Source organism: Chitinophaga sp. 22308 (assembly GCF_052045305.1).
GTDB classification, from domain to species: Bacteria; Bacteroidota; Bacteroidia; order Chitinophagales; family Chitinophagaceae; genus Chitinophaga; species Chitinophaga varians_A.
Window position 1 is genome coordinate 284354 of sequence record NZ_JBQEOP010000003.1, and the last position, 21831, is coordinate 306184.

Consider the following 21831-nt stretch of genomic DNA (forward strand, 5'->3'; position numbering starts at 1 on the left):
AACGGAGGGGGTTGATAAAGGGATCATGTCAAATCTGCTCTCCCATGCATAGGTCAAAATAATACCATTTTTCCACCCAATGCCCTGGTTTGACCATTACTGCCTATAATCAGCCGGTAGATATAAATTCCGGCGGGTAACCTTGCTCCTGAATCACCTCTACCGTCCCAGGGGATTCCATCAAAACGGCTTGTACCGGAAAATATTGTGCTGCGCATTTTCTTTACCAATTTTCCATCCGTGGCAAATACCTGTAAATCCACCTGCAATTGTTGTCCCTGCTGGTTATGCAAAAAAGAAAACCTCGTTACATCATGAAAAGGATTTGGGTAGTTGACAACTTCGTCTACCGCCAGTGTCCCCGGGGCCGCAACTTTAAAGGCAATCGTTTTTACAGTGCTGTTGTTATAGGTGTCCCAAGCTTTAATGGTAATACGATGTGCTCCTGCTGGCAATCCGCTCAACTGAAAACGCACCTGTCCCTCCCGGTAACTGTCCAAAGATGCGTCAAAATAATCATTTAAAATCAAATATTCTGAACTATCCAATATTGCCACCAGACTATGTGCCGGATTACTACCTGATACATTAATGCCGCTGCTGTCTGTCAGATCTATCATCAACAACGGCGATGGACCGGTCATATCTCCACTGACAAATGCCTTGCTGTCGAGCCATACTTTTACATCAGGGCCGGTGATATCTGCCGGTGCTTCGGGCAACAAGCCACCTGTAAAAAATCCATCAAAGTAACCACCACCGTCTGCAGTGGTATTGCTGGTGTAATAACTGATCTTACTTTTTTCTTTTCCCGGCAACAGGTCCGCAGGCACTGTGAAGGCTACGGTAAACTCGCCCCTGTTCACGGTCTGTGTGCCTTTAAACAAAATATTTTCCTGTACCTGAAAATCTGCCGGCTGGCTGCGGGGATCATTGCCACGGGTGCGGTGTGTGGCCGGCTTATCATATATCACCGTGTTCAGCGTACCGCTATAATCACGCAGCACATTGCCCTGCGCATCGGCGATATGCCCCTTGATAATACAATGTTGCAACCCTTTCAGGGTATCCGTTTCCGTTGTTACCTTCCTACCATTGATGCTGTCCGTTATCACCTGCCACTGTGGAAAAGCCAGTGTCAGCGAAGGATCTCCCAGCAGCTGGAACTTGCGGTTGTTGATCACATCACCGGAAGTAGCATAGGTTTTGTTCTTGCCATCCTGTATGGCTGCGCCCAAACTACGCATGGAACCATCGGCCTGCGGTGTGAATGCAGCTTCGAGATAATTACCGTTCATGATACGATTGGAATTGGCAAAAACAGCCCTCGTAGTGGTCATCAGCGCAATAGCGCCACTTTGTTGTTGCAACAGCAATTGCGCTCCCAGTGAGTTAATGCCAGGATCATCAAATGGCGCAAAGTCACAGGTGGCGGTGATCAACAACGGCAACTGCTGCTCATTTTTCCAGTCCTGCACACTATTTACGTCCATCACCGTTTCCTCTGCAAGACGGTTACTGCTGCCATGACCACTATAGTTCAATACAAGCGCACCGGCGTTAACACTATTGTTGACGGCTTTGGTCACTTCCGGTGAACGGGCCCCGGCACTGGTATTTTCCTGCGGATACGCATCCACATATATTTTACTGATATTAGGGAGATGATTGTTTTTTGCGATGGTGTTGCCCATGATTTCAGCATCCTGCAAATGCAGGTTGTCGTCTTCATCATCAGCCACCAATGTTATCCGGTTGCGCCACGGCCCGAAGGAACGCGGCTGCTGGTAACGGATAATTTTGTCTACCGCTGTTCTGGCCTCGGAAACGTTACGCACAGGCAACCGCCCGATACCCACATCCAGCAGATTCGGGATATCCGTTCTTGTGATATCTTCCGCGTCGTCCAGCAATCCGAAGAAATCATCTGACACATGGGAATGAATGGCATCGAGTGAAGCATCACTTTGCCAGGAAGGCACCAGGTTGGTGTTATTTTTTATCCGCTGGCGATAATCATAGGAGGCCGCCCCGAACAGCAGGAGGTATTTCGGATGTGCGCCCCGGTCATAGTGCATCTTCACATAATCGCGGATGCCAGTAGGATCGGGTGTCCCTGATGCAAACTCATTGAATACCTGGACAGTTGTTACCACGGCCACCCGCAGTCCGTCGCGGGAGCGGCGCCATGCTGCCAGCCGTTCCGCCTCGGCCAGGAAAGTTTCATGGGTCACGATCAGCAGGTCTGCTCCGGGCTGGCCGTGCAGGTCTTGGTTGATCACCGGTCCGCCAGGCAGCGGCCGCATGACTGCCGCCGTATTAAAAGCAATATATTCCCGCAAAGGTCCGGCATCTCCCGTAAAAACCAGGGTGTCAGCCTGCAGCGCCGTGGTCATGGCCAGCGGTTTAAGCGGGTCTGTCACCTGCCACACCTGCGTTTGTGCAGTAGCGTTAGCAAGGAGGTACTGCGTACGGCCGGCACCGGTAGTGCTGCGGAAATCGAGTACGCCGCCGGCAGGCATCCGTAACGGACAAGGGGCTGTCAGCTCCAGGTAGTCAAGCCATCCCCGGGCGTTCAGATCGCCCGGCTGGAAGTCTACGCCTGCTGTGAGCATATCCCCGCCAACGGTGGCGGTACCAGAGGCGTATGCCGCGGTGGCATAAGATTCAAAGACACTGCTGCCTACGGGCAACAAATACGCGCTGGCGGCGGCGGCCTGGTTCAGGCTTACCTTAAAATTGCTGCCAGTGGCGCCGCGTGCGGCGGCCCGGAAAGCGACGGTCACCGGGCCTACTGGCGACCCCGGCAGTGAAAAGCTATAGGAGCGGCTGTTCCCGATCACTTTACCGAATTCCTGCCCCCACCATTGTTTACCACTGCTGAGGAAGTTAAGGCTGTCCCTTTCATAAAAGGTGTGGAAGTCAAAGGCATAAGTTTTATTACCGGCCGGTTGAGTATTGCTGTCCTGCGTTATACGGGCACCGTTGTCCCCGATGGTCAGGAAATAGGTGGCCACGTCGCTGTAAAGGTTGTATTGATGTACAAACCCGGGCTTCAGCGGGTCCCATTGCCAACGGTGAGGGCCGGGCGTATAAAAAAGGAGGTAGTCGTTACCGTCCAGCTGTCCGTCGCCCCCGTCCTGTACCTGAAGCGCTACTTCCGGCAGGTCGTCATAGCGGAGCTGGTTGTTGGGCTCCGGCAGCATACCGCCGCCGGTACCAAAGAGCCGTACACTGCCCGATGGCAGTTGCCGGGTATCTATCCCGAGTTGTTGTAGCAGCGGGAGGTCTATTTTATAAATGCCGGGAGCAGCCACTGACAGTTTATACCAGTGGCCTGATGCCAGTACGCTATGATCTTTATAGGTACGGGGTACGGTCTGTCCGGTAGCGCTGCCGCAGTGATATAGAAAAAATAACAGTAGCGCCGGAAAAATATTCGAAGGTTTCATTATCTTGATAGCCCTTTTCCATCCTTCCTGAAAGGCCGGTGTAATGTAGAGAAAATATAAGATAAAAAATTGAAATATATCTCTTAATTTTCGCTGCTGTCGTGTTCTTGGTTGTTACCGGGGGCGGATCTGGCAAGGGCAAATTACAAATTAATTTTTTTCGCCATAAAATAAAAAAGATTACATTTGCGTTTACTGTAAATATAATCGACTAAAGCTGTATCGCATGCGTAGATTAACCTCTTTATCATTGCTCGTTGGTACCGGCGTAATGCTATCCATGACTGCCTGTCACAAGGACGGTGGAGGACTTTTCGGCAAAAAGAAAGAAGTTTCCTCTGCTACCGGCTGGAACTATAACGACCAGAAAATGGGTGGTTTCAGCGTAGCCAAGAATAAAAACCAGCAAACCGGACCGGGTCTGGTGTTTGTACAGGGCGGTACTTTCGCCATGGGTGCCACAGAGCAGGATGTAATGGGCGACTGGAACAACATTCCACGTCGTATTACAGTTTCCTCTTTCTACATCGATGAATCCGAAGTAGCGAACGTACACTATCGCGAATACCTGTTCTGGCTCGCCCGTGTTTATGGGGAGTCTTTCCCGGACGTATACCGCAACGCATTGCCGGACACCCTGGTATGGCGTAGTGAACTGGCTTATAACGAGCCCCTGGTGGAATACTATTTCCGTCACCCGGCCTATAACGACTATCCGGTGGTAGGTGTGACCTGGAAACAGGCTACTGACTACTGTAAATGGCGTTCCAACCGTGTAAACGAAAAATTGCTGATGGACAAGGGCCTGCTTTCCAAAGCAGATATCACCAACCAGTCAGACGACAATACATTTGATACCAAAGCCTACAGCGCCGGCCTGTATGAAGGTACCCCTGGCAAAATGTCCAAGTCTACCAAAGACCAGTTCAAAAATCCGGACGGCACTCCGCGTACCGCCCAGTTTGAAGATGGTATCATGCTGCCAGCCTACCGCCTGCCTACAGAAGCAGAATGGGAATACGCTGCACTGGGTTATATCGGCCAAAACCCCGGCCCTTCCAAAAAAGAAGGCAAACACGGGGAAGAGCTGATCATGAACAAACAGGTGTACTCCTGGGGCACCAACACCAGCGGCCTGCGTGATATCCGCCGCGGCACCATGCAGGGTCAGTTCCTGGCCAACTTCAAGCGTGGTTCCGGTGATAACATGGGTGTGGCCGGTGGTCTGAACGACCGTGCTTCCATCCCGGGCCCTACCCGCTCCTTCTACCCCAACACTTTCGGCATCTACAATATGTCCGGCAACGTGTCTGAATGGGTACTGGACGTGTACAGGCCACTCAACCCGATTGATGGTGAAGACTTCAACTACTTCCGTGGTAACAAATTCCAGACTGTTTATCAGAACGAAAACAAAGAGTTTGAAAAAGACAGCCTGGGCCACCTGAAAATGCGTGACGTAACGGACGAAGAAAGTGCCAACCGTCTTAACTACCAGAAAGGTGACGTTATCAACTACCTCGATGGTGACTCCCTCTCCCAGGTGGAATACGGTTACGGTGTAACCACCCTGATCAACGACAAATCTCACGTAGTAAAAGGTGGTAGCTGGAACGACCGTGCTTACTGGCTCTCTCCGGGTACCCGTCGTTACATGCAGGAAAACATGGCTACCAACACAGTAGGCTTCCGTTGCGCGATGGACCGCGTGGGCAGCCCTGAGGGTAACAAATTCAAAACAGGTAACCTGTTCAAAAAACAAAGACAGAAGAGATAATCATCTTCATAAAAGACAAAAAGCCGCAAATTACTTTGCGGCTTTTTTTATGCGTTGTACGCTACTACTTCCAGAGTTCCAGAATTTCTTCCGTATGGTTTTTGGTGTCCGGCTTTTTGATAATATGGTCGATCACACCCTTTTCATTGATCAGGAAAGTGGTCCTGTGAATACCGTCGTATGTCCGGCCCATCATCTGCTTCTCGCCCCAAACACCATACTGGTTCACGATCTTGTGATCATCATCTGCCAGCAGGGTAAAAGGCAGTTCATATTTTTCGATGAATTTCAAGTGGCTTTGTTCACTGTCAGTGCTGACGCCAATTACTTCATATCCTTTTTTAGTCAGTGTGCTGTAGTTGTCACGCAGGTTGCAGGCCTGTGCCGTGCAGCCGGGCGTCATATCCTTCGGATAAAAGTAAAGCACTACGCGCTTGCCTTTAAGGTCCGTCAGTGACACGGTTTTTCCGTGCTGATCTTTGCCTTTGAATACCGGCGCTTTATCGCCTTCCTTTAAGTTTGCCATATCGCGATTTTTTAAATTAGATCATTTAGCGTTTGAAAGACAGGTGATAGCTGCCTTCGTTACCGGCAACGTCTGTCACCTTCATGACCAGGGTATGGTTGCCTGGCTGGCAATGTTCATCAAACGTATAGGTGAGCACGTTGCCCTTGCGGGAAAACAGCAACCATTTACCATCCAGTTCCCCGCGGAAGTCTTTGATGCCGCTGGCATCGCTCATCACGAAAGAGAGCCTGGCGGCCTTTGAGAGGTTGGCCCCGGGCTTCACGCCTACCGGTGTTACTTTCGGTGCTTCAGTATCTATCTCCAGATGGAAATTGCCGAAGTCGCGGAAACTGCCTTTATACCAGCCGTCTTCTTTGGTGGTAGCGGAAGTACTGTTGCTGCCCATGCCTTCCCGCACCATCACCACTTTGGGTTGCAGGTATTCCGGCACTGCTTTCGTGGGCTTCAGCCGCACATCGAAGAAATCGTGAACCGGCACCACCGGCGTATGCAGCCGGTAGATATTGGAATAATATTTAGCTGAAGTAGCAGGAACCTCCTGGTAATTAAAGCAGATCTGGTCATACAGTGCCCGTTCATCGAGGTAGAATTCCACCTGGTTGTTTTCAAAGATATTGCGGGAATCCGGGTACATGGGGTTGGCGCAGGTTTTCTCCGGTGTTTCCTCACCACTCTGTTGCAGATTCAGTTTCACGGTGGAAGTATTGCCATAGGCGTCTTTTACCAGCAGCTTTACTTCGTGCACTTGTCCGTCTGACAGGTTGATGGTACCATCGCCTTTGAGGTCGTGGTAGATATCCAGTTCATTGCCCGGTACAGAGAACAACAGTTGCAGGTAGGGCCCGTTGTTTTTTTTCACTTTATAGTCGATGTGCGCGTTGAGGTAGCGGGTTTCATCATATCCGATGTTGTCCAGCTGGAAGTCGATGTCCGGCACATCATTATTGTACATGAACACTTCATAGATGCCGTAGGTATTAGGTGCTGTGTTCATGCGGTCAATAGCGTTGATGCCCAGTCCGGCTTTATGGGCCCGTACCTTCACTACCGGTTGAGCGGTCGTGTAGTGATCTCCCACTTTTTTCACCGGCAGTATCATTGGTTGTTGTTCGTAGACACTGCGGTCCCTATCGTAGATGGCTATACGATAAACGTCCGGTGGCCGGGTATCAGCGATGTTAAACCCGAACAGCAGCGGATTAAGTGGTTTTTCCGTTTGTGTGTTCCTGATTTCGAAGTGCAGGTGCGGGCCGGCAGAGCCACCGGTATTGCCACTCCAGGCAACGAAGTCGCCTTTCTTCACAGGGAACATATTTGCCGGGACAGACAGGTCGCTGGCCCAGCTTTCATTGGAGTATTGTTGTTTTTTCACATAGGCCTGTAAAGCCGGGAAAAAGGCGTTCAGGTGGGCGTATACGGTCGTATATCCATTGGGGTGGGTAATGTACAGCACATTGCCAAAGCCGGTATGTGATACGCCGATACGGCTTACATAACCATCTGCCGCCGCGTGCACCGCCATGTTCTCCCGCTGTTGCGTTTTGATGTCCATGCCGGAGTGGAAGTGATTGGGGCGCAATTCACCGAAGTTACCAGCCAGTTCTATGGGGATTTCCAGGGGATTCCTGAAATAGCCTTTTGGGTAATTCTTTTCGGGAACGGATTGTGCCTGTAATAAATGCGGTAGTAAGCAAAATAAGCCAATGACTCTCTTCATAATATGCAATGGTAGAAAAAAAATAGGAATTGACAGACGTAATTTCTTCCGTACATTAGATGCCGCAAAACAAGTATATCCTACATGTCTATCCTGGTATCACAACTGAGTAAGGTCTATGGCGAACAACGGGCAGTGGACGCTATTTCCTTTGAACTGAAGAAAGGGGAAATAACCGGCTTCCTGGGCCCTAACGGGGCGGGCAAGTCCACCACCATGAAAATGATCACCGGTTTTCTGCCTCCTACCAGCGGCACTGCCAGCGTGTGTGGATATGACATCGTGGGCCAGTCGCTTGAAGTACGCAAACGAGTAGGATACCTTCCGGAATCCAACCCGTTGTATTACGACATGTACGTGAAGGAATTCCTGGAATTCATTGCCGGCGTGCATCAGCTGGGCACGGCAGGTGCCGCGCGCATCCGCCGGGTAATTGATATGACGGGCCTGTTGCCGGAGAGCCGTAAAAAAATCGGGGCGCTGTCCAACGGCTACAAACAGCGTGTAGGGCTGGCACAGGCGCTGCTGCATGATCCCGAAGTGCTGGTCCTGGATGAGCCTACCACCGGGCTGGACCCTAACCAGCTGGCCGATATCCGGCAGCTGATCAGGGATTTGGGGACCGACAAGACGGTAATCCTGTCCACGCACATTATGCAGGAAGTGGAAGCGCTCTGCGGGCGGGTGATCATCATCAACAAAGGAAAGATAGTGGCAGATGACCAGCTGGTCAATCTTCAGCAACAGAACGCCACTGGTGGCTATATTCAGGTGACCTTCGGGGAACCCGCCAGTACCGGCGAGCTTTTGCAGATACCCGGCGTTTCCCGGGCGGCAGCCCAGGATGGCAATACATGGCAATTGTATACCAACGAAGTAGATACCGTGCGAAAAAACCTGTTACAATTTGCTTTGATTAATAACCGGAACATCCTTTCTTTGCAGAGCAATTCACAAAGCCTGGAATCTATTTTCCGGGAGATAACAAAGCGCGTGGAGCCAACAGGTGAAACGCCCGCTGCTAACCGCTAATAGCTAACAATTATAACTTTTGAATTATGAGTACCATTTCAGCAATCCATGCCAGGCAGATCCTCGATAGCCGCGGTAATCCCACAATTGAGGTAGACGTAACCACCGAAGACGGTCACTTTGGCCGCGCTGCCGTGCCTTCCGGCGCTTCTACCGGTAAGCATGAAGCCGTAGAACTGCGTGACAACGATAAAAGCGTTTATGGCGGAAAAGGCGTACTGCAAGCTATTAAGAACGTAAATGAGATCATCGCAGAAGAACTGGTTGGCTGGGAAGTAACAGACCAGGCAGGTATTGACAAATTGCTGATTTCCCTGGACGGAACCCCTAATAAAGCCAAACTGGGCGCTAACGCCACCCTGGCTGTGAGCATGGCCGTAGCCAAAGCAGCAGCAGAAGAATGCAACCAGCCCCTGTACCGCTACCTGGGCGGCGTAAACGCCTTCACTCTGCCAATTCCCCTGATGAACATCATCAACGGTGGCGCACACGCTGACAATAAAATTGATTTCCAGGAGTTTATGATCGTTCCGATCGGCGCTTCCACTTTCTCTGAAGGTCTCCGCTGGGGCGTGGAAGTATTCCACAAACTGAAATCTGTACTGAAAGGCAAAGGCTACAGCACCAACGTAGGTGACGAAGGCGGTTTCGCTCCTGAAATCCAGAGCAACGAAGAAGCAATCGAAACTGTACTGGAAGCTATCAAAGCAGCAGGTTACACTCCGGGCGAACAAATCGCTATCGCCCTGGATGCCGCCAGCAGCGAGATGTACAACGAAGAAACCAAAAAATACAAGTTCTATAAGAGCTCCCAGAAAGAAATCACCAGCGATGAAATGGTGGCTTACTGGACTGAATGGTGCAGCAAATACCCTATCGTTTCTATCGAAGACGGTATGGCAGAAGACGACTGGGACGGCTGGAAAAAACTGACCGAGTCAGTAGGCAGCCGCGTACAGCTGGTAGGTGACGACCTGTTCGTGACCAACGTAAAACGCCTGAAAGAAGGTATCGACAAAAACATCGGCAACAGCATCCTGATCAAAGTAAACCAGATCGGTACTGTTACAGAAACCATCGATGCAGTGAACATGGCCCACAAAGCCGGTTATACTTCCATCATGAGCCACCGTTCCGGCGAAACTGAAGATACGACCATCGCTGACCTCGCAGTAGCACTGAACTGCGGCCAGATCAAAACCGGTTCTGCCTCCCGCACCGACCGTATGGCCAAATACAACCAGCTGCTCCGCATCGAGGAAGAACTGGGCGAAGTAGCGATCTATCCTACCAACGCCATCAGCGTGAAAAAATAATAAACCATTTTATTTAGGGATTTTTTGCATCGCCTCCGTGATGCAAAAAATCCCTAAATTGCATTATGTCTTTTCTTAAATCCATAAAACTGCCGCGCTACATAAAGAACAAATTCTTTATTACAGGCCTTGCTTTCGTTATATGGATCGCCTTTCTGGACAAGACCAACCTGATGTACCAGTACCAGTTCCAGTCTGAAGTCAACAAGCTGGAAAACCAGAAAGAGTTTTTTATCAAAGAGATCAAACAAACCAAAGAAGAACAGCAGGAGCTGCTGTCCAGCCCTGAGAAACTGGAGAAATTCGCCCGTGAGAAATACTTTATGAAGAAAGACAATGAAGACCTGTTCATTATCAGCCCCGCCCCCCAGCAGTAATTGTTTCTGATCTCCCCGTAATCATAAAATTTTATCTTAAATTAACAATACATTGCACCCTTCTGTCGTTATAAAGTAGGATACGATTCTCTTAACAAATCTATATTGCATGAGTAATTTTACACTATCTCCCCTCTCCACCTTGTGTCTTGTTACTGCTAGCGATCTCAAACGTTCACAACAGGAAGTATCATTGACCCGGGAAGAGCAGGCTTGCTTCGAGGACACCAAAGCCGTCCTCGACACTGTCCGTTTTTCTCCCAGGGCCGCCACACTCCGGTTGATCTTTGACTACGCTGCCAGTAAACCGGAGAAACCATAACCCGGTACACACCCTGAGACCTTACATACCTGTCGATTGTGCTGCAACTTCCACGTGCGGTTATCGACCCATTTTTCCTATTTTTACGGCATGACCAAAAAAGAGCGTTTTGCATTCGTTATCAGCTATTTCGAGCAACATGCACCTCATGCCGAAACAGAACTGATTTATGACAATCCTTACCAGCTGCTGGTAGCCGTAATCCTCTCCGCCCAATGTACCGACAAACGGGTGAATATGACCACTCCTGCCATATTTGACCGCTATCCGGACCTTGAAGCGCTGAGTAAAGCCACTTTCGACGACCTGTTCCCGCTCATCCGCAGTATCAGTTATCCTAACAATAAAACCAAACACCTGATCGGGATGGCACAGATGGTCATGGACGACTTCAACGGAGAAATACCCAGCACGGTACCAGAGCTGATAAAACTGCCCGGCGTGGGGCGTAAAACAGCCAATGTGATCACCTCGGTGGTGCATCAGCAACCCAATATGGCAGTAGACACCCATGTATTCAGGGTATCAGCCCGCATAGGCCTCACCACCAATGCCAAAACACCACTGCAAACCGAACTGCAGCTGCTAAAATATATCCCGAAGGAAAAAGTATATATTGCCCATCACTGGCTGATATTGCATGGCCGTTATATCTGTGTGGCCCGTAATCCCAAATGCGGGGAATGCGGTCTGCGCCCGGCCTGTAAATATTACCAGCAAATCACCAAGGCACAATAAACAGCTGCCGTATATTCAGTCCTAAATCGTTTGTATGCGCCCATTCCTTACTGCCAGCTGGCGTAACCTGCTCATGCTCAATTTCGCCGCGGATGCCAACACGCTCCGGCCCTATCTCCCGGCCCATACCGAGCCGGACACCTGGAACAATATTCACTATGTAAGTCTCGTCGGCTTCCTGTTCCAGGACACGAAAGTCAAAGGCATCGGTTTTCCCGGCCATCGCACATTTGAAGAGGTAAACCTTCGCTTTTACGTGCGTTATAAAGACCAGGGCCAGTGGAAACGCGGCGTGGTATTTATCCGTGAACTGGTGCCCAAGCCGCTGATCACCCTGGTGGCCAATACCCTCTATAAAGAAAACTACGCTACCCACAGGATGAGCCACCGCTGGGAGCAACCTGACACTGATACCCTCCACGTCCGGTACGAATGGGATGTAGCCGGTCAGACCAACTTCCTGAAGGCCACCGCGTTTGCCACGCCGCAGCCACTGGTGGAAGGCAGTGAGGCCGCCTTTATCACGGAACACTACTGGGGCTACACCCGCCTGGACCATCAGACTACGGGCGAGTACGAAGTGGCGCACCCGAAATGGGACCTTCACCCTGTGATTGATTACGACTACCGCTGCCACGCTTCCCGGCTCTACGGCCCGGCCTTCGCCCCTGTACTGGAACAGGCGCCGGTATCCGCTCTGCTGGCCAATGGTTCGCCGATCGCCGTCATGCATGGCCGGAAACTGCGGTCCTGAACTGCCGGAAACCCCGTTCGTTTTTTTCTTCCATCATAAATTTTGAAGCGATTTATAATAATTTGCTATCTTAAGCAGTTCATTCAGATGCAATTAAATAAAGCTAAAAAAACGTTATGAAATCAGCCGTAAGAGTACAATTGTCCTTCATGATGTTCCTCGAATTCTTTATCTGGGGAGCATGGTTTGTGACATTAGGTACGTTCGTGTTAAAAAATCTGCAGGACACCAATGCCAACCAGGTGAGCGTTGCGTTCCTCACCCAATCTATTGGGGCGGTTATTGCGCCTTTTATCGTGGGTATTATTGCGGACCGTTTTATTTCCGCCCAGGTGATCCTGGGTGCCATTCACCTGATCGGTGCAGCGCTGTTATGGACCTGCTCCGGCATGACCAGCTTTGACAGCTTCTATCCTGTATTGTTGGTGTACATGATTCTGTATATGCCTACGCTGGCACTGGTAAACTCCATCTCCTTCCGGCAGATGAGCGATCCCAGCAAAGACTTTTCCACGATCCGTGTGTTCGGCACTATTGGCTGGATCATAGCCGGCCTGCTGATCGGCTGGCTCAACTGGGAGAAGAACAACACGCTGGGCCTCACTTTCAAGATGGCCGCCGGCGCCTCCCTGCTGCTGGGCCTTTTCAGCTTTACGCTGCCTAAAACACCTCCGTTGAAAAAAGGCACACAGATTTCCGTGAAAGAAATCCTCGGACTGGATGCTATCCGGATGCTGAAGAACCGCTCTTACCTGCTGTTTTTCATCGCCTCCATTGCTATCTGTATTCCGTTGGCGTTTTACTACAACTTCACCAATCCGTTCCTGAACGAGATCGGTATGACAGCTGCTGCCGGCAAGCAGTCCCTTGGCCAGATGTCTGAATTTTTCTTCATGCTGGTGATGCCGCTTTTCTTCTCCCGTCTGGGTGTTAAAAAGATGCTCGCACTGGGTATGCTGGCATGGGTACTGCGTTACGTGCTGTTTGCCTACGGTAATGTGGACTCCAACTACTGGATGCTGATTGTGGGTATTGTGCTGCATGGTATCTGTTACGACTTCTTCTTCGTTACCGGTCAGATCTACACCGATAAACTGGCAGGAGAAGAATTCAAGAGCTCCGCACAGGGCTTCGTCACGCTGGCCACCTATGGTGTGGGCATGCTGATCGGTTTCCTGATCTCCGGTCCTATCGTAGAGTCTTATAAAACTGCCGGCGGTCACAACTGGCAGGGTGTCTGGCTGATTCCTGCCGGTATCGCTGCTGCTGTACTGGTATTGTTCATGCTGCTCTTCCAGGACAAAACGGAAAAAACCGCCTGATTTTTCAGATACTATCATCGGAACAAAAAAATGCAGCGAGGCAAGGCTTCGCTGCATTTTTTTTACCATAGTCGTTGAACTGGAAATATGGCAGGGTAAAGAAGGCGTCGGATTTCGTTGAATGATAAAATACCCAGATAATCAAATTGTCTTAATGAACAGCGCTCTGCCAAAAGTATGGTTCACTTCCACTTCCGTCAATACTCCATTGGAATACTTATAGATATTCTTTTTCCCTTCCGGCAGTACCAGCTCATACTGCCCGCTTCCCAGGGGGTGCAGCGGCAGGAATTTCCCCAGTGCTTCAGAGAAAATGCGGGACACCTGTTTCGGTTCTGAGAAATAAAGATCAGCCACACAATGGGCTATTTCCGTATTATCTATCACCGAACGGGCGCCATTGAGCATCACCGTATAGTCGTTTCCGTTACGACGCGTGGTCGTTTCCTTGTCCTCCCCTTTTTTACCCGCCACGCGGGTGGATTTGGCGAGGGTGAGCACGTTATTATCGTACTCATTGAGGATGTCGCTGTTGATCTTCGCCAATAGCGTCTGGATACGGGTTTTAATTGTGATACTCTTGGCAGATCCACTTACTTTACGTTGTGCTTCGATAGTACCCACCGCATGATTGGCGATCCGGACTTCAAAAGTGGTCGTCTGGGCATGTACCGGGAGGTAGAATACAGCTACCGCTACAACGCATAACAATACACGAAAAAGGCATTTCATAAATAGAGACTTAAACCAAAAAATTAACATCAGAGGGGAGGTAGCTGTAATAGTCCCCTTATTGAAAATACAAAAAATCCCTGAAGTTTGACGCCTGCCCTGTCCTGTTCATACAGCAGGGGCGCAGTGGAGATATTTTCCGCTGCGCCCCTGGCCTATATAACGTATTAATGTATGTTTTCTTATAACATTTCCTTAATGCGGGTAATCAATTCCCCTTTGGTGATGGGCACGCCCATGATTTTATGGTATCCCTGTGCATCAATCAGGTATTGGTCACGGATGATTTTGATCAGCTGACCGTTGTTGATTTCCGGTATCAGTACTTTATCGTAGCTGTGGAGGATTTCACCCAGATTTTTAGGGAACGGGCGCATATGGCGGATGTGGGCATGGGCCACCTGATGGCCTTCAGCCAGCAGGTCCAGCACAGCACTTTTAATGGCGCCGAAGGTGGAGCCCCAGCCGAGCACCAGTACTTTTCCTTTTTCCGGGCCGACTTCAATTTTTTGTGGCGGAATATGGTCTGCGATCTTATCTACCTTTTCCTGGCGGATTTTCACCATGAGCTGGTGGTTTTCAGGATCGTAGCTAACGTTACCGGTGATATTCTGTTTTTCAAGGCCGCCGATGCGGTGTTCCAGGCCAGGGGTGCCGGGCACGGCCCAGGGGCGTACCAGATTCTCATCGCGGTGGTAGGGCAGGAAATTCTCCTCTCCTTCTTCCAGCTGTTTTTTGAATTTCACTTCGATGGCCGGAAGGTCAGCGCTTTTCGGGAAACGCCATGGCTCTGCACCGTTGGCGATGTAGCCGTCGCTGAGGAAGATCACAGGCGTCATGTGCTGTACCGAGATTTTGAAGGCTTCAAAAATGGCATCGAAGCAGTCCGCCGGCGTGGAAGCAGAGATGATCGGCATCGGACATTCACCATTACGGCCATAATAAGCCTGCAACAGGTCTGATTGTTCCGTTTTGGTAGGCAGGCCGGTAGAAGGTCCTCCACGCTGGATATCAATGATCAGCAGCGGGATTTCGAGCATTACCGCCAGGCCCATGGCTTCGCCTTTCAGGGCCATACCGGGACCGGAAGTGGTGGTTACGCCCATGTGGCCGCCATAGGAGGCGCCAATGGCAGATGTGATGCCCGCTATCTCGTCTTCCGCCTGGAAGGTGCGGATACCGAAATTCTTGAAGCGGCTCAGTTCATGCAGGATATCAGAAGCCGGCGTGATGGGATAGGTGCCCAGGAACATCGGCAGATTGGCTTTTTGAGAGGCAGCTACCAGGCCGTAGGCCAGCGCCGTGTTACCGGTAATGCTGCGGTAAGTGCCTGGCTCCATGCGGGCCTTCTCCACGCGGTAGCGGGTGGTGAAGGCTTCCACGGTATCAGCGAAGTTATAACCAGCATGCAGCACTTTCAGGTTACTTTCCAGGATTTCCGGTTTTTTGCCGAATTTCTCTTTGAGGAAAGCCTCTGTATTGTCCATGTTACGGTCGTACAGCCAGTAAAGGAAGCCCAGCACAAACATGTTTTTGGCGCGGTCTTTCTCTTTCATGCCCAGCGTGGAGTCTTTCAGGGCCTCACGGGTCATCTTGGTGACGTCCATGGTATGAAGCTGGTAGTTGGCCAGAGAGCCGTCTTCCAGCGGATTGATGCCTTCGGGGTAATTGGCCAGCCGGAGGTTTTTAGCATCGAAGCCATCAGTGTTGGCGATGATGATGCCTCCTTTTTTGAGTCCTTTCAGGTTCGCTTTGAGCGCGGCGGCGTTCATGGCCACCAGCACGTCGCAGGCGTCGCCCGGGGTAAATATCCTGTTCGAAGAAAAATGAAGCTGGAAACCGCTCACACCTGGCAGGGTGCCCTGTGGGGCCCGTATTTCGGCCGGAAAGTCCGGGAACGTGCTCAGGTCATTGCCGATCAACGCGGTGTTATTGGAAAACTGGCTACCTGTCAACTGCATCCCGTCTCCACTGTCGCCTGCAAATTTTATCACTACATCATCCAGTTGTTGAATCGAAGTATTAGACATCTATTATTCTTTTAAGGTATCTTAGTATAAGGTATTCTGTATAAAGGTGTAAATTTAGGCAATCGGCGGATGTTATTGGCCAAACCTGCGCAAAATCATGTTTATCTCCCTACAAAAGTACACAAATCCAGTAGACTATTGCCGCCGAAAACGGCCATTCACATTACTTCTTGTTATGGGTGATAACTATAGGTTATTGGCCAATAAATGCTAATTTTAATACAAATTCAGCGGTAACGGGCGCTGGATGTCAAATCAAATCGTATTTTTATTCCGTTAATAATTTTAAACTGTATTTTATGGCATTGTTTCAATCGAACAACCCTGTACTCAAAGAAAGTATTTTCAACAAGGCTGCCCATGCTGATGGTTCTACCATGACCATCCGTGGCACTATTAACAAGATGGCTTTTCTGCTGATCATGCTGATGGCGGCGGCAGTTTTTTCTTATGGTCAATTTTTAAAAGGCAGCTCCAACGTGCTTCCGTTAGTATTCGGCGGCGCCATTGGTGGTTTCATACTGGCACTGGTTATTATCTTCAAGAAAGAGTGGTCCGGTTACCTGGCCCCGGCCTATGCGCTGGCGGAAGGTCTTTTCCTGGGTGGTATCTCTGCAATGTTTAACGCGCAGTGGCAGGGCATCGTGTTGCAGGCTGTAGGTCTCACTTTCGGTACCTTCATCGCTATGCTGGTATTGTACCGTACCGGTGTGATCCGCGCTACGGAGCGTTTCAAATCCATCATCATCACCGCTACCCTTGGCATCGGTATCTTTTACCTGATTGCGATGGTACTGCGTTTATTCCATATCGATATGCCCCTGATCCACAGCAGCGGCACCTTCGGCATTGTGTTCTCCCTGATCGTGGTAGCTATCGCGGCGCTGAACTTGATCCTGGACTTCGATATGATCGAGCAGGGCGCAGCTATGGGCGCACCTAAATATTTCGAGTGGTATGGTTCATTCGGCCTGCTGGTGACCCTGGTGTGGTTGTACCTCGAAATCCTGCGCTTGCTGAGTAAATTAAACAGAAGATAAACGATCGTTTTTCATCTTATAACAAAAGTCTTCCGGTGTACCGGAAGACTTTTTTGTTTTGTTAATGTCTTCCAAAAGATTTGTTAAAGCGATTTCGCCCGCGGTTTTATGGCACCGTGTTTGCAAAACTACCATCAAGTTCTTTACATCAAAAAAGCGATAGCAAATATGCTGACACCTTTACTTTAACCATAGAGTCTTTATTGTCTAACTGTTAAATCGTGTGCTATGAAAAAATTGAAAGTAACTATGTTGGCATTGGCGGCAGTAGCGTTTGGAAGCTTTGCTTTCAAAGGAATTGATGGTGGTACCATCGCGGGTAAAGTAACACCTGCGGACGGCGCTACTGAAGCACTGGCTATCACTGGAACAGATACGTTAAAATCACCCATTAATGATGGTGCCTTTAACTTTCAAAATGCCAAATCAGGGACCTATACGGTAATTGTGGGCGCGAAAGCACCTTTTAAACCAGCCACCATTACCGAAGTAAAAGTAGAAGATGGAAAGTCTACTGATTTAGGAGAAATCAAATTGACAAATTAATCAAGAGCAATAGTTGGTTTTCATAGGGGTTAATCAAAAGCCGGTTCCGTACGTCTGTACGGCCGGCTTATTTTTTTTAGGTACCTAGTAGGGGTAATTGTTTCTTCAGCCGTCATTTTTGCATAGCCCCCTAAAAATGACTTTTATGAAGAAACAAGCAATCATCACCTACACCAGTCTCAGTGTGAGCTGGTTATTACTGATGCTGGCGATCTTTACCCTTATCCTGAGCAGTTGTGCCAGGGACCAGATAGCCGGATCAGGCAATATCGTTGCGGAAACCCGCAACACCTCTCCTTTTTCAGAGGTGGAAATATCCGGTCCGTTTGAAGTGCATCTAATCCAGGACAGTACGGCTGCTGTTGAGATCAAGGCAGAAGACAATGTCATTGCCGCTGTTGAGACCAATACCAGCAACAATACGCTTTTCATCCGGTTGCGGAACCGCGTCAAGCTGTGGCGTCATATGCCTATCCAGGTATATGTACACAGCCGTAGTTACCAACGCATCAACTTTGCCGGTTCCGGCTACCTTGATAATAAGGACACCTTACGGAGTTCTAATTTTTCGTATCAGATCAATGGCAGCGGCAATGCGGCATTGGCGCTTGCCGTGCAGGAGCTGCATACACGCATTAATGGCTCGGGCAGTCTCGATATCAAGGGAACGGCTATTTCCCTCAGTAGTGACATTAACGGCAGCGGCAGGGTCCGGGCGCTGGACCTGGACACGCAGCGGGCCGATATTACTATCAGGGCTTCGGGCGATCATTCTATCAGTGTCCGGGATGCTTTGACGGTAGGCATTTACGGCAGCGGCGATGTAGTTTACGCCGGCAATCCACAGAAAGTACAAACCGATATTAAAGGATCAGGTAAGGTAAAAAAGATCTGATTCGTATAACCTGCACTGTTATACTGTTTAAATGCACAGTATATACAACAGAAGGGTCTCTGCAGCTGTAGCGGAGGCCCTTTTTTATTTACTCATTTTGATATTTCGTTGTTTACATATTGGGGGTTCAGGGCAGTGGGTATTGCATTATTGAACAAGCTGAATTCCGGGCAAAAAATTAGCCATTTGGGAATCCCCAAATGGCTAAATATCTAAATAACTAAATTTCTAAATGATTATGCGCCGCCCAGTTTGCATTTCTGCAGCACTTCCCAGGATTTGCCGTTATGACGCAGGAAGTAGAGGTTGTTTACTTTGAAAGTAGCCTCATATTCCTTGTTTTCATATTCAGGCCATGCCTTGTTGAACTGCTCATCGTCCAGGTCTTTGAAGGCCACGGTCACGTGAGGTGTGAATCCGGTACGTGCCAGCATGGTGCTGAAGCCAAATTCCTTACGCAGGAAGTTGATCAGCTGACGATGCATGGTAGCCATGGTTTCGCTTTTTTCCACGTTGATGAACAGGACGCGGTTTTGTTTGTTCGGGAAGGTACCGAAACCTTTCAGGGACACTTCGAAAGGAGCCTGTGTTTTTGCGAATTCCGTCAGTTCATCGCAGAAGGCTTTTTCCAGTGCCGGATCGGCTGTAAAAGGTACCTGCAGGGTGATATGCGGCAATACTTTCAATGCGTACATTGGTCCGTATTGTTCAGCAAATTCCTGTTTTATTTTGATGATTTCCTTACCTACTTCTGCAGTTGGCAGCAGTGCGATAAAGTATATCTTATTATCAGGTTTGGGTTCGAAGCGTCTGTTTTGGCCTCCGGGACGTGGTCTTCCACCACCGCCGCGGTTAAAGCCGCCACCACCGCCACCGCGGTTGTAGCCACCGCCACCACCGCCACGGTTGTAGCCTCCACCGCCGCCGCCACGGTCGTATCCACCGCCGCCGCCACCGCGATTGTAGCCGCCACCACCGCCGCCACGGTCGTAACCACCACCGCCACCGCGGTTGTAGCCTCCACCGCCGCCGCCACGGTCGTAACCGCCGCCGCCGCCACCGCGATCGTAGCCGCCGCCACCGCCGCGATCGTAACCACCACCGCCACCGCGGTTATAGCCACCACCACCGCCGCCGCGGTCGTAACCACCGCCACCGCCACGGTCATATCCACCGCCGCCGCGATCGTAACCACCACCGCTGCCACGGTCATATCCGCCGCCGCCGCGATCGTAACCACCACCGCCGCCGCCACGGTCGTAACCGCCGCCGCCACGATTGTAGCCGCCACCTTCACCGCCGCGGTCATATCCACCGCCACGGTCGTAGCCGCCGCCACCTTCACGATTGTAACCACCGCCATCGCGGTTGTAATCTGTACGGGGGCGATACCCACCCTCGCGATTGTAGTCAGTGCGTGGACGACGTTCTGTGTTGTCGCCACCATTGTAGTCGGGTTTTCCACCCTCCCGCTCATTGTTTAAGTTGGGTCTGTAGTCACCTCTCTCCTTGTTGGGATCATTCTCTTTGTTGGTATCAGAAGAGTAGGGCCTGCGGGGGCGTTCGTTTCTCTCAAAATTCATCTTACTTAATTAAGCGTTTGAAGCAATATTAGCTATGATTTCATAAAAATGAAACACATCCTGATAAGAGTTATACATCGGCGCCGGTGAAACCCTGATGACTCCGGGTTCTCTCCAGTCAACGATTATACCGGCATCCGTCATTTGCTGATGTATCTCTTTTCCTTTTTCCAGGAACAGCAAAGATAGTTGTGCGCCACGTTCATTACAATTTTTAGGTGTAATAATTTCAAAATTAATGCCTTTCAACTGCTGCAGCAAAAACGCCAGGTAATTGGTCAGTCCCTGGCTTTTTTCTCTCAAAGCGCCGATACCGGCTGCTTCAAATAGTTCGAGGGATGCTTTCAGGCTTACCATATTGAAAACCTGTGCGGTACTTTGTTGCCATCCTTCGGCTTCTTTCTTAGGCACAAACCCTTTTTCCATTTTAAAACGTGCACTCTCTTCGTTGCCCCACCAGCCACCCAGGCGGAGAAATCCGCGGTCGCTGGCATATTTTTCATGCACAAAGGCGCCTCCTACCGCGCCGGGACCACCATTCAGGTACTTGTATGAACACCAAACGGCAAAATCTACGTCCCAATTGTGCAAAGACACCGGAATATTTCCTGCTACGTGTGCCAGATCGAAACCGGCGTAAGCTCCTGCCTGATGAGCAGCGGCTGTAATAGCGGGTATATCAAAATATTGTCCGGTGTAATAATTAATCCCTCCGAATAAAACTAATGCTAAGCTATCACTTTCCTTGTTAATAATATCTAAAATATCTTCTAATCTTATCAAATGTTCTCCGGCCCTGGGAGAAACCTCGACAATGGCCGTTTCCGGGTCAAAACCATGAAACCTGACCTGTGTCTCCACTGCGTATTGGTCGCTTGGAAAGGCCCCTGCCTCCATTAACACTTTAAACCGCTGTTTGGTTGGCCGGTAAAAACTCAACATCATCAGATGAAGGTTCACAGTGAGTGTATTCATCACCGTTAGTTCCTGCTGGCTCGCCCCCATTATGGCTGTGAGTGGCTTACTGCAATACTGCTGATAATAAAGCCAGGGATTCTTGGCCGCCCAATATCCTTCAACCGCACACTGCTGCCAATCTGCCAATTCCTGTTCTATCGCTGATTTTACATTTTTAGGCTGTAATCCGAGTGAATTGCCACATAAATAAATTGCGTCCTTTCCTTTTCGTTGGGGAAAATAAAACTGCTCCCTGAATTTATTTAATGGATCCTGCCGGTCCTGCTCTTTAGCAAATGCTAAGGTTGCTACGTACTCCATGGTCTTCCAATCTTTTGCCAGTCTTCCTAGTTTTAATGGCTGAGGGTATCCCGTGTTGATACCAGTGTCTTTCCTTCGCTAAAATCTATAATTCTAATCTAGATAAAACAGGCAATCCTGTATAACTGTTTAAAACAGACTGTTTTCTGTCAAAAATTTAACGTCCGATAATCATATGGCATATAAGACTAAGGCTGTATATAGCTAGTAACGTGAACGCTCTTAGGGTCAAATGTAACAATAGCTATCGAATTGCCCACCATCCCGATTGTTAAAATTTGTTAACAACAATAAAAATATGGTTTCGTCCACAATATACAAAAAAAAATCCGTCCTGAAGAATCAGGACGGAGACTGTTAACCTACAACTGTTACACTGTATTACTAAAAG

The 21831-nt window shown here is 49.7% G+C and carries 18 protein-coding genes; 11 read left to right on the forward strand and 7 right to left on the reverse strand.

All coding sequences use genetic code 11. The annotated features are described in order from the left end of the window. Window positions 1-53: 53 nt before the first annotated feature. Window positions 54-3452 carry a type IX secretion system sortase PorU gene (porU, locus tag ACTJJS_RS12845; protein WP_440663957.1) on the reverse strand — a complete coding sequence of 1133 codons (3399 nt, stop codon included), beginning with the start codon at window positions 3450-3452 and terminating at the stop codon, window positions 54-56. A 226-nt stretch (window positions 3453-3678) separates the two neighbouring features. Here porU and ACTJJS_RS12850 point away from each other — a divergent pair, with 226 nt between their 5' ends. Then, on the forward strand, window positions 3679-5229 hold the full coding sequence (locus ACTJJS_RS12850) for an SUMF1/EgtB/PvdO family nonheme iron enzyme (protein ID WP_168871270.1): 1551 nt from the start codon (window positions 3679-3681) through the stop codon (window positions 5227-5229). Between the two features lie 64 nt (window positions 5230-5293). Here the strand turns inward: ACTJJS_RS12850 and bcp are convergent, their stop codons facing one another. Then, on the reverse strand, window positions 5294-5755 hold the full coding sequence (gene bcp / locus ACTJJS_RS12855) for a thioredoxin-dependent thiol peroxidase (protein ID WP_440663958.1): 462 nt from the start codon (window positions 5753-5755) through the stop codon (window positions 5294-5296). A gap of 25 nt (window positions 5756-5780) precedes the next feature. Continuing rightward, window positions 5781-7475 (reverse strand): peptidoglycan DD-metalloendopeptidase family protein, encoded by a 1695-nt coding sequence (locus tag ACTJJS_RS12860; protein WP_440663959.1) that lies wholly within the window; start codon window positions 7473-7475, stop codon window positions 5781-5783. 84 nt (window positions 7476-7559) lie between these two features. Between ACTJJS_RS12860 and gldA the strand changes: the two genes are divergently transcribed. The 7 genes from gldA (at window position 7560) to ACTJJS_RS12895 (ending at window position 13336) form a co-directional block, all read left to right on the forward strand. Then, the gene (gene gldA / locus ACTJJS_RS12865) at window positions 7560-8507 is read left to right on the forward strand and encodes a gliding motility-associated ABC transporter ATP-binding subunit GldA (protein ID WP_440663960.1); all 948 of its coding nucleotides are present in this window, start codon (window positions 7560-7562) and stop codon (window positions 8505-8507) included. A 26-nt stretch (window positions 8508-8533) separates the two neighbouring features. Continuing rightward, window positions 8534-9823 carry a phosphopyruvate hydratase gene (gene eno, locus ACTJJS_RS12870; RefSeq protein ID WP_168871266.1) on the forward strand — a complete coding sequence of 430 codons (1290 nt, stop codon included), beginning with the start codon at window positions 8534-8536 and terminating at the stop codon, window positions 9821-9823. A 65-nt stretch (window positions 9824-9888) separates the two neighbouring features. Beyond that, window positions 9889-10200 carry an FtsB family cell division protein gene (locus ACTJJS_RS12875; protein WP_343744788.1) on the forward strand — a complete coding sequence of 104 codons (312 nt, stop codon included), beginning with the start codon at window positions 9889-9891 and terminating at the stop codon, window positions 10198-10200. Window positions 10201-10309: 109 nt separating this feature from the next. Beyond that, window positions 10310-10522, forward strand: a complete 213-nt coding sequence (locus tag ACTJJS_RS12880) for a hypothetical protein (protein ID WP_168871264.1) — start codon at window positions 10310-10312, stop codon at window positions 10520-10522. A 90-nt stretch (window positions 10523-10612) separates the two neighbouring features. Further along, the gene (gene nth, locus ACTJJS_RS12885; RefSeq protein WP_440663961.1) at window positions 10613-11260 is read left to right on the forward strand and encodes an endonuclease III; all 648 of its coding nucleotides are present in this window, start codon (window positions 10613-10615) and stop codon (window positions 11258-11260) included. Between the two features lie 34 nt (window positions 11261-11294). Beyond that, window positions 11295-12014, forward strand: a complete 720-nt coding sequence (locus ACTJJS_RS12890) for a YqjF family protein (protein ID WP_440663962.1) — start codon at window positions 11295-11297, stop codon at window positions 12012-12014. A gap of 116 nt (window positions 12015-12130) precedes the next feature. Next, window positions 12131-13336, forward strand: coding sequence for a nucleoside permease (locus tag ACTJJS_RS12895; RefSeq protein ID WP_168871261.1), 1206 nt, complete (start codon window positions 12131-12133; stop codon window positions 13334-13336). Window positions 13337-13477: 141 nt separating this feature from the next. Here the strand turns inward: ACTJJS_RS12895 and ACTJJS_RS12900 are convergent, their stop codons facing one another. Together ACTJJS_RS12900 and ACTJJS_RS12905 are read right to left on the reverse strand one after the other, a co-directional pair. After that, entirely contained in the window at window positions 13478-14068 is a 591-nt protein-coding gene (locus ACTJJS_RS12900) for a DUF6134 family protein (protein WP_168871260.1), read from the reverse strand. Between the two features lie 182 nt (window positions 14069-14250). Continuing rightward, the gene (locus ACTJJS_RS12905) at window positions 14251-16098 is read right to left on the reverse strand and encodes a 2-oxoacid:acceptor oxidoreductase subunit alpha (RefSeq protein WP_440663964.1); all 1848 of its coding nucleotides are present in this window, start codon (window positions 16096-16098) and stop codon (window positions 14251-14253) included. Window positions 16099-16397: 299 nt separating this feature from the next. On the opposite strand from ACTJJS_RS12905, the gene ACTJJS_RS12910 reads away from it, so the two are divergent. From ACTJJS_RS12910 to ACTJJS_RS12920, 3 genes are all read left to right on the forward strand, one after another. Next, a complete protein-coding gene (locus ACTJJS_RS12910; RefSeq protein WP_440663965.1) occupies window positions 16398-17138 on the forward strand; it encodes a Bax inhibitor-1/YccA family protein in 741 nt (246 codons plus the stop codon). A 228-nt stretch (window positions 17139-17366) separates the two neighbouring features. Further along, window positions 17367-17684, forward strand: coding sequence for a carboxypeptidase-like regulatory domain-containing protein (locus ACTJJS_RS12915; protein WP_168871258.1), 318 nt, complete (start codon window positions 17367-17369; stop codon window positions 17682-17684). A gap of 145 nt (window positions 17685-17829) precedes the next feature. After that, a complete protein-coding gene (locus tag ACTJJS_RS12920; RefSeq protein ID WP_440663966.1) occupies window positions 17830-18579 on the forward strand; it encodes a head GIN domain-containing protein in 750 nt (249 codons plus the stop codon). Between the two features lie 236 nt (window positions 18580-18815). Here ACTJJS_RS12920 and ACTJJS_RS12925 read toward each other — a convergent pair whose 3' ends face one another. Then, on the reverse strand, window positions 18816-20162 hold the full coding sequence (locus ACTJJS_RS12925) for a 2'-5' RNA ligase family protein (protein WP_440663967.1): 1347 nt from the start codon (window positions 20160-20162) through the stop codon (window positions 18816-18818). A gap of 9 nt (window positions 20163-20171) precedes the next feature. After that, a complete protein-coding gene (kynU, locus tag ACTJJS_RS12930) occupies window positions 20172-21440 on the reverse strand; it encodes a kynureninase (RefSeq protein WP_168871256.1) in 1269 nt (422 codons plus the stop codon). Between the last annotated feature and the right edge of the window lie 391 nt (window positions 21441-21831).